General features: G+C 33.0%; 6 protein-coding genes. 1 reads left to right on the top strand and 5 read right to left on the bottom strand.

What is annotated here, in order from left to right; translation table 11 throughout:
* The 4 genes from RT261_RS19915 to RT261_RS19900 all read right to left on the bottom strand — a co-directional run.
* Positions 1–2,692, bottom strand: a 2,692-nt coding sequence (locus RT261_RS19915; protein WP_313134892.1) for a polysaccharide deacetylase family protein, incomplete at its 3' end; no start/stop codon positions are given.
* Positions 2,693–2,716: 24 nt separating this feature from the next.
* The gene (locus RT261_RS19910) at positions 2,717–4,036 is read right to left on the bottom strand and encodes a nucleotide sugar dehydrogenase (protein ID WP_313134890.1); all 1,320 of its coding nucleotides are present in this window, start codon (positions 4,034–4,036) and stop codon (positions 2,717–2,719) included.
* A 75-nt stretch (positions 4,037–4,111) separates the two neighbouring features.
* Positions 4,112–5,698, bottom strand: a complete 1,587-nt coding sequence (locus tag RT261_RS19905) for a putative ABC exporter domain-containing protein (RefSeq protein ID WP_313134888.1) — start codon at positions 5,696–5,698, stop codon at positions 4,112–4,114.
* Positions 5,685–6,419 carry an ABC transporter ATP-binding protein gene (locus RT261_RS19900; protein WP_313134887.1) on the bottom strand — a complete coding sequence of 245 codons (735 nt, stop codon included), beginning with the start codon at positions 6,417–6,419 and terminating at the stop codon, positions 5,685–5,687. Before RT261_RS19900 ends, RT261_RS19905 begins: the two co-directional genes overlap by 14 nt.
* A 190-nt stretch (positions 6,420–6,609) precedes the next feature.
* Here RT261_RS19900 and pdxR point away from each other — a divergent pair, with 190 nt between their 5' ends.
* Positions 6,610–8,124, top strand: coding sequence for a MocR-like pyridoxine biosynthesis transcription factor PdxR (gene pdxR / locus RT261_RS19895; protein ID WP_313134886.1), 1,515 nt, complete (start codon positions 6,610–6,612; stop codon positions 8,122–8,124).
* Between the two features lie 254 nt (positions 8,125–8,378).
* Here pdxR and RT261_RS19890 read toward each other — a convergent pair whose 3' ends face one another.
* Positions 8,379–9,278: a polysaccharide deacetylase family protein gene (locus RT261_RS19890; protein WP_313134885.1), complete on the bottom strand. Its 900-nt coding sequence runs from the start codon at positions 9,276–9,278 to the stop codon at positions 8,379–8,381.
* Positions 9,279–9,587: the final 309 nt, after the last annotated feature.

Genomic DNA, 9,587 nt, shown 5'->3' with positions numbered 1-9,587 from the left:
CAAAAAAGGTTGCCTTTATATCATACTTGTTTAATACATAAAGTATCTGATTAATTGTTTTGTCAGATCCCCAATCGTCAAAAGTTAAAAATAAAACTTTGTCCTCTGTAAACCTTCCTTCTTGATTTAATTGTTCCAGTTCGTCATCACTAAAACCAGGCAGTGTAGTTTGAGAATTAACGTTGGGATTACCTATATACCGTCCCCTAATGTAATCAAAATTCTGCGCAGCCTCTAATACTTCCAAATGTCCCGGGTATATAGCATCTTTTACAGATTCTATAATGTCTTTTCCGCTTAAAGGATAAGAATAAATCTTATCACTGCTTAATAGACTGCCCAATGTTTTTATGGAATAAGATGATCCATTCTTTGCAATATTGTCGTGATAAGCAATGGTATCAATTCTCTCTTTTGCTATATTCATCATTAATTTACCGATTAATAAAGGATTCGAATAATAATCCATTCTAAAATATATAATATATCCTCTACGGGCTGAGATATTACCTGCATTAAATCCATATGCCAGAACTTCCTCAAGTGTTGCATCTTTTCCCAATTTGGATGTAGCCAACGTTAAATTCTGCCACACCACCATACATCCGGAACTTGAAATTGCCTCAAGCATTTCCTCCGTCATATCCACATCATAAGCATATCTAACTAAGGTAGGTTTTTGTTCGCACAATTTTTCAACCTCTCCTTGTATCGTATCTATACTTTGACATATGGAATAAAAGTCTGTTCCGTCAGACATGTTCAGACAAACGCCTATTTCATGGCCTAATTTTGATATCTTTTTTATCTCAGAAGGATTATTTTTTGCATCTTTTTCTGTTACAAAGAAGGTAGCTTTTGCATTTAAAATACTTAATTTGTCTAAAACATCATCTAATACCTTCCTATTACTGATTCCGTAGAAAGTATAACTAAGTGCCTGCTCTGTAGTATATATGGTTTTAATTTCTCTTGCCTTTTTCCCTTTGTTATTTTTACGCAGCTTTTCCAGATGTTTTCTGGTATCCGCTGTTATCTTGTCATCAGAAATAGTATCGGAATTATTTTTATCATTTTCCTTTGTGTTTTTATCTATCGTTTTTTGAGGTTTGTTGGACTTTGTATTATCTTTCGTCACAAGAATGGCAGTGTCTGTTTCATACGTAATTAAAGTTGGTACACTGCATAATTTATATGTTTTTTCCCCCATTAAAGAATAGGTTTGTTTTACCACATCTACAATTTCACTATGGAAGTTTAGATTAAAATAGATAATATCTCCCTTCCTAAAACCATTATTGTAATAACTCATAATATCTTTCAAAGTGGCAATTTCATTGGTAACGGGATTTTTACTGTATGTAACAACCTCATATCCTAAGGTGGAGGCCGCCTCTAATAAGTTATTATTATATTTTCCATATACAGGCATAAATAAGTCTGTATATACACCAAACTGTTCCTTTAATATCTTATGGGTTTTATAGATTTCTAAGCACATAGCATCAAAATCCATAGAAGCTAGATCCTTGCCTGTCATTCCCCCATTACCTATAGTTTGGTTCTTGTTCAATATTTTTTGTACCCTATCCGGATAATGAATCATCTCCTCCGCCGTTACAAAAAAGGTGGCTTTCAGCTTGTTCTCCTCCAGAAATGCAAGAATTTCATTCAATGTGTATTCATCTTCTATTCCACGGAAGGTAAATGCTATGCCATTCACATCTGTAGTAATTCTTTTATATACTTTAGCAAGTTTACCCTGATTTTCTATTCTAGCCTGTTCAAATGATCTGTCAAAATCAGTATCATAATACATACCTAAATCTTCAACAAAAACGCTTTTATACTTTGTCTCCTCTAATGCTTTTAAAATCCATTCTATAATTATAACTAGTCTTTCTTCTTCACTTAGATGTTCTGTGCTATTACTACTTTCTACTCCACTAACATGTTCTGGTTTGGACGCCGCCTTTTCCGAATTATATTCTGTCTCATCCAGCACTCCATCCATTTTTATGGTTATAATAGCTCCATTCTCTATTCCAGATACATATTCTAATACTTGTTCGTAACTTGTAAAGCTTTGATAGTTTAGAAAATGAGTGCTTTTTACTACCTTTTCATTTCCACAGGCAAAGGCTGCCTCCAGGATTTCAGGCGTATAATTAGTAGAATTGCATAGTAAAGTATTGGGGTTATTTTTTGTCCATGTCTTAATAATATCATTCGCCAAAGTAAAATCTTTGACTAATTCTTCTTGACTGTATTTTTCCAGATGTTTCGTGCCTTTTAACGTGTTGCTTCCAATCTTATGCCCATCCTTATACATAGCAGCTATAGTTTCATTATCTTCCGCTGCCAAAATTCCAGGCACAAAAAAAGTCCCTTTTCTTTCATACTTATTCATTAGATCCAGTATCTTGCTGTTTGTCCCTTTATCTGATAAACCTTGAAAAGTTAAGGCAACTATCTTTTCCGTTGTTTTAATATCAGCTATTACTTCTGCTTGATTTTTATCTTTTAGTAACCGCTTTTTGGCAAGTTCTATGGCATCAGAAGCATCGTACAATAATGTATTAGACATAGTGGCTTTATTATTCCGATTTCGAAATGCAATGAACAGTATTGTTGTTATTATACCGGCCAGCAGGATGAATACAACAATGATTTCCATATATCTCTTTTTCACAATATTTAGCTCCTCTTTTTCTTATTAAAGGTTCCAATAGGAGAATCCCAAAGAATCTAATCCCTTTTTATGAAACATACTCTTAATATCTAAAAGTACTTTTTCTTCTATTGGAATATTACGAAACATACCATTTATCTGGTCAGAAGTTAAGTCCATAAATTCATCATGTGCAACGGCAAAAATTATACAATCCGCATCCTTTACTTCTGACATTGGTACCATATCAACCTGATAACTTCCCATTACTTCCTCATTATTTGCTCTGGGATCCACAACAGTAACGTTAATATCGAATTCTTTTAAACGGTTAATAATATCAAGTACCTTGGAATTACGAATATCCGGGCAATTTTCTTTAAAGGTAATTCCCATAATATAGACTTTGGCCTGATTAACCAACTTATTAGCTTTAATCATCTTTTTTATAGCGATGTCAGCAATGAATGCACCCATATCATCGTTTATCTTTCTTCCAGATAGTATAATCTGAGAGTGATATCCCAGCTTTTCAGCCTGATAAATAAAATAATAGGGGTCTACACCAATGCAATGTCCACCAACTAACCCCGGTGTAAAACCAAGCGCATTCCATTTAGTATCCATGGCATCAATAACTTCTTTGGTATTAATATTCATCTTTTCAAAAACCATTGCCAATTCATTCATAAAGGCAATATTAATGTCCCTTTGGGCATTTTCAGATAATTTAGCCGCTTCCGCAGTTTTTATACAATCTACTCTATGTACTCCGGCATCAATAATTAATTCATATACTTTTGCAATGGTTTCTCTTGTCTCTAAATCAATTCCAGAAACTATTTTTACAATATTTCTCAATTTATTCACCTGGTCACCAGGATTAATTCGTTCAGGAGAATAACCAACTTTAAAATCAATGATAGACTTTAATCCAGATTGCTGTTCCAATATAGGAATGCATATATCTTCCGTAACACCTGGATATACGGTTGATTCAAATACAACCACAGAACCCTTAGTTAAATTACGTCCAATTAATTCACAGGCCTCTGTTACAGGTGACAGATCCGGTGTTTTATCAATATGTATAGGAGTTGGAACCGCCACAATAATAAACTTTGCTTCTTTTAGTTTCTCTTCTTTCCATGTAAAATCAACAGAACATTTTTGAATAGCAAGATCCCCAACCTCCTGTGTTGGATCTTTACCATTTAAATATTGCTCAATCTTTTGTTTATTAATATCAAATCCAATTGTAGATATTTTGTTAGAAAAAGCCACTGCAATGGGCATTCCAACATACCCAAGACCGACTACAGCAAGCTTTTCTTCTCCTTTTATTAATTTTTCATATAATTCCATTATCTTTAGCTCCTTATAAATAGCAGGTGGTATTGTTTCTAAACATCTTTTACAGGAATAAATTCTTAAAAATAATTAGTTTGAACCGGTTGTATACTCTGCCTTATCTAGTAAATCACCACAAAGTACAAATATAAATACTGAAATAATAACGCTTGAAAATGTAAATGGTAAGGTACCTAAAAAAGTCAAAGCAGCAGGTAATACGGAAATAGCAAAAATACTAAAGCCTATACCTGGTGATAACAATATAAAAAATAATCCTAATCCAACCGTTAATGAGATTATCTTATTCGGTTGTCCCCCAAGCAAACGCTGGGCCAACAATTGAAAACTAACAAAAAACAGGCCGGAACAAGCATAAGCCAATGCTAAAAATACATTTAATAATGGTGATGTTTTCGTCACAATACATACTATAGTAAAAAACAAGATCCCATCTACAGCATTTTTTAATATAGTAGTTAAAGAGGCTGCCACTACTTTATATAATGACTTCTGCGGTATCATATAGATATACGGCCTATTTAACTCCATAGTCAGTTTTCCTACCATGGTCATAAAGAATTGAATATAAATTAATATTGCTAAGATAATATATCCTGCCATCTGGGAAGGAATGTACCTGCCAGCAATACCAGCTCCAACAGATGCAATAATTGTATAAGTGTCTATAAAAGGAAATCTGCTTTCTCGTTTCTCTTCTAATATATGCTTATAAAAAATGGCACTACTGCCAGTACCTTTCTTAATTCCTGTTACCTTTTCCTTTACTTTTACATTCTTCGCAAAAGTTCTCTTTCCCTCTTTAGCATCTTGTAATCTCTTATGGGTGATTTCCGTTGAATGGATTACATCTTCATAATAGTCTGCATTTCCAGATGTAAATAAAGAGATTATTAGTGCACTACTTAAGATATATAATAGCAAAGAGATTGTAAGGCTAAGCATATCACCTTCTATACCGGCACGAAAAAACATAACTCCCCATCCTATAACCGGTACTGTTTGAAATAATTTATTATCTACTAATATAAGACCATTCTCTAAAAGAGAGCCTCCATGTAAACTTTGTAATACAAATACACTAATTACAGTCATAGCTATGATACCAAAGTATATAACCCGTACAATATTCTTTCTGACGGTATTCCCATTACTATAAACATAGATGGCAATGGATAACAGCTGACAAAAAAATAGTGTTATGGCATAAATAATAAACAGATATACGATACCTTTGGAATCAAGTCCAAAAGCTTTTCTTAAATTAAATATCTGATATAAGATAAACAGTGCACTAAAAATAGTGGCTGCCATCTGTTTTAATAAGCCATATATTAGTATCTTTCTGGAGGATATGGGAGAAACAAATAATAGCCCTACATCAGCCATGGTGAATAAAGTTGACCCTGTGGATAAACCAGTTGTTGAAAAAATTACGATATATAGCATTCCTATCAATGCTATGATTCCATAGAGTATTCTTATATCTTGATAAGAGGCGGCTTTTATTGAATTAGAATCCGCATGAAAAGCGATTACCATTAGAATAATACTAATGAATATAATTCCATACACAACAGCTAATGCTGGTTTTCTTTTTAAAGACAAGAAGCGATTTTTAAAAGAAGTAATTAAAAGGTAGCTAAGTCCTTTCATTTTCCTGCCTCCTTTTTACATCTTTTTTGCTTTCTGTAATATCAAAGAATAACTTCTCCAGGTCTTCACCTGTACCAAGAACTTCTTTACGTGTTCTTCCAGCCATAAACTTTCCGTTCATCATAATATTGGTACTATCCCAAAACTCTGAAACACTATCCAGCATATGAGTACTAAGTAAAATGGAAGCGCCATCCTTTTTATATTCTTGCAGCATTGATTTTAATTCCTTTATGGCATGAGGGTCTAAGCCTACTAATGGTTCATCAAATAATAACACTCTTGGACCAGGCAATAAACCACAGCAAATACTCACTTTCTGTTGCATTCCTTTTGATAATTCGTTTCCTAATTTATTTTTCTTATCATCCAGTTCAAGCCTTTCAAATAATTCATTGGCTTTGGCTTCCCAATTCTTTAAGGAATAGGCCCTTGCAATAAATTCCATGTGTTCCCATATGGTAAGCATATCATAAAGTACCGGCATTTCAGGAATGTATCCCAGTAACCTTTTAGCTTCCAGGGATTTATTTTTATGCCCGCATATTAAAATATTTCCTTTAAATCTTAATAAACCGGCTATACTTTTGATAATTGTTGATTTTCCAGCCCCATTTGGTCCTAATAAAATTGATATTTCTCCGGGAAGTACCTTAAAACTCAAATCATCATTTGCAATAAACTTTCCATATTTCTTTGTTACATTAATAACATCAATCATAATCCCGCACCTATTATTTCCCCTTTACAATTTTTAGATTATTATCTCATACAATGAAATCTAATTCAAGTCAAAAATAGAACAGATTAACTTGAAATAATTTCTAATTAATGTTATATTTATATAGGTTTGGCCTTGTTAATTAGGTCAAAAATTTCATAAATAACCAAACCAGAATAAGGAGTAAAATATGTTTACTATTAATATTGATTCCAGTTCCTCTGTTCCCATGTATGAACAAATATATGAATATATTAAAAATGAAATAAAGTCCGGTCAGCTTCCGCCTAAAGCAAAATTACCTTCCACCAGAAGTCTGGCCATTCATATGCAGGTAAGCAGAAATACCATTGATATGGCCTACGCCCAGCTTTTATCCGAAGGATACATAGAATCCATTCCTAAAAGCGGTTATTATGTATCCATGGTGTCGGAATTAACCCATATTGCAGTGAAAAAAACTACTGTGATTCCTGTGAAATCAAAAAAAGAACCTGCATATCAATATGATTTTTCTCCCTATGCCATTGATATTAATAGCTTCCCTTATAACATATGGAGAAAATTGTCCAATACCTTTATGAATAATAATAATAATGATATATTCCTGCTGGGTAATAATCAGGGTGATGAAGGCCTGAGGGCAGCTATTGGCAGATACCTTCATGAATCAAGGGGGGTAAACTGTACCACTGAACAGATTATAATTGGTGCCGGGGCAGATTATTTATTACAGCTTCTTACTCAAATACTCCAATATTCCTCCACCAATATTAATATTAATAATAATTCCGTAACAGACGAGAATGTTCATAGCAATAAAGAATGTGTTAATATTTTCTCCGGAAATATAGCTATGGAGAACCCTACCTATATGCAGGCTTATAAGATATTTAAAACTATGCATTATGAAGTAACCCCCATACCTTTGGACTCTTCCGGAATATCCATGGACCATTTATCCAAAATAGATTCCAATATTGTATATGTCACTCCATCTCACCAATACCCTTTAGGAATAGTAATGCCTATAAAGCGAAGATTGGAATTATTACAGTGGGCCAACTCTTCCCCTGACCGTTATATCATTGAAGATGATCACGACAGTGAATTCCGTTACAAAGGAAAACCAATTCCCTCTTTGCAGGGAATCGATTCTTCCAGTAAGGTAATTTATTTAGGAACTTTTTCAAGAGCCATTGCTCCGGCTATACGTATTGGTTACATGGTATTACCTGAAAAACTATTGGAAATTTACAAAAAGAATTTTAACTTTTATTCCTCCACCGTATCCAGAGTGGATCAGAATATTATGAAAAGTTTCATAGAAGGTGGTTACTTTGAACGGCATCTTAATAAAACCCGTAAGATTTATAAAAACAAACATGATTTACTAATTCAAAACTTAAAGATATTTGGGGATGCCATTCGGATAGAAGGAGAAAATGCAGGCTTGTATTTAATCATAAGGTTTAATACCCAACTAACGGAAAAGGAAATTATTGATTTGGCCGCAAAAGGCAGTATTAAACTATATGGTTTAAATGAACACTACTTTCCGGATACAGAAAGCGAAAACCCTACTCTTTCCCCCTTACCCCCTACTATTCTATTGGGCTATGCTAATGTGCCGGAAGAAGATATAAAGAAGGGAATTGAAAAATTATATTGCATCTTAAGAGCAAAATTAGGAAATACTAAATGAAAAGACAATTAATCAATTGGTTAGAATTGCTGGGAATTGTCAGCTTATTATTTTATACCTTGGCTGTCATATTCGCACCCTTAGCTTATCCAAATTATAATTGGCTAGCCACAAAGCTGTCGATTTGTTTTTATGCTCATACAAATAAAGCCCATAAATAATAGAAAATCCGCTATTTATGGGCAATATGATAGATGACCTAAAATGTATAGGCTTTTATAAAAGAATAGCATATCTTTAATTACGAGTAATGATTATTGCTCTGAAACATTTTTAATAGTCTTCATTCCCTCTTTTATCAGTTTGCTTATACCCTGGTTGTGAGAACGACAGATTCTTTTTAATTCAAATAAAGAATCTGAATCTCCTCTCTTTACTACATTTATACCATATGTAACAGAAAGAGTAGCCTTAAAACCTAATTTTTTAACAATGGCTTCCGTATCATTATTATATTTTCCAAATGGATATGTAAAAGTACTGGGTGATTTATTAATGACAGATTGTACTTTACTTTGTAATTTCATAATATCTTCTTCAAGAAACTCTTCATAATCTTCAAAACATTCATTCGTCTTTTGACAACAGCCATAACGCCCATTGCAATTACTATGTAAGTCGTAGGAATGGTTCTGGATTTCAACCAAGTCTGAATCTACCATCTCAAGAATCTGATCCCACGTTAAATGGGAATAGTTAATATTTTCATCTTTAACTCTTGAAAAATCATCCGTACTTTTCCCTATAATAGATAACACTATTTTCATATTATATTTTTTCAGTAAAGGGAACACATATTTATATGTGGTTAAATACCCATCATCAAAGGTTAATATAATAGGATTTTCAGGTAGTTCTTTTCCATCGTATACATATGCAATCAATTCTGTCATTGTTATGGTATTATAATTATTTTCAGATAAAAACTTCAAATCACTTTCGAATTCAGTGGGACTAATAACATCTTTACCCAATCCACTGTTTTTTACCTGATGGTACATCATAATAGGAACAAAAATATTCTCTTGCACTTGCGTGGAAGAGGTGGCATAAATACGCATAAGATCCTTTGTAATAGAAATGGTTAATAAACCAAAAATAATGACAAGCAAAATATTTTTACAATATTTCCTGTACTTCTTTAAATCTAACATTTATATCCCGCCTATATATCACTATAATATATCATATGTATGGGACACAAAAATAATATAAATCTTTTTAAATAAAAATTTAGACTACTAACAATAGTACACTTTGCCCAATATGGGGTATTCAGACCATAGAGAGTAGGGGATGTTCTATATTGCTTGTTCCATAGAAAAACCCGATGGTTCTAATACGATAGTAATCGCTTAAAACATATTTAAAAATTGAGAACTCCTCGGCTTCGCCTCGTCAAACATCACAATTTTTAAATATTGGCGCGATTTCTATCGTATAAGAACCATTAGCGGATTTCT

It is taken from the genome of Anaerocolumna sp. (genome assembly GCF_032079385.1).
Lineage (GTDB): Bacteria > Bacillota > Clostridia > Lachnospirales > Lachnospiraceae > Anaerocolumna.
This window is presented reverse-complemented; position numbering and strand designations above follow the sequence as displayed.

Excerpts from the sequence above, each read along its gene's own strand:
- RT261_RS19890 (WP_313134885.1), bottom strand. The coding sequence starts at position 9,278 with ATGTTAGATTTAAAGAAGTACAGGAAATATTGTAAAAATATTTTGCTT.
- RT261_RS19910 (WP_313134890.1), bottom strand. The coding sequence starts at position 4,036 with ATGGAATTATATGAAAAATTAATAAAAGGAGAAGAAAAGCTTGCTGTA.
- RT261_RS19900 (WP_313134887.1), bottom strand. The coding sequence starts at position 6,419 with ATGATTGATGTTATTAATGTAACAAAGAAATATGGAAAGTTTATTGCA.
- pdxR (WP_313134886.1), top strand. The coding sequence starts at position 6,610 with ATGTTTACTATTAATATTGATTCCAGTTCCTCTGTTCCCATGTATGAA.
- RT261_RS19905 (WP_313134888.1), bottom strand. The coding sequence starts at position 5,698 with ATGAAAGGACTTAGCTACCTTTTAATTACTTCTTTTAAAAATCGCTTC.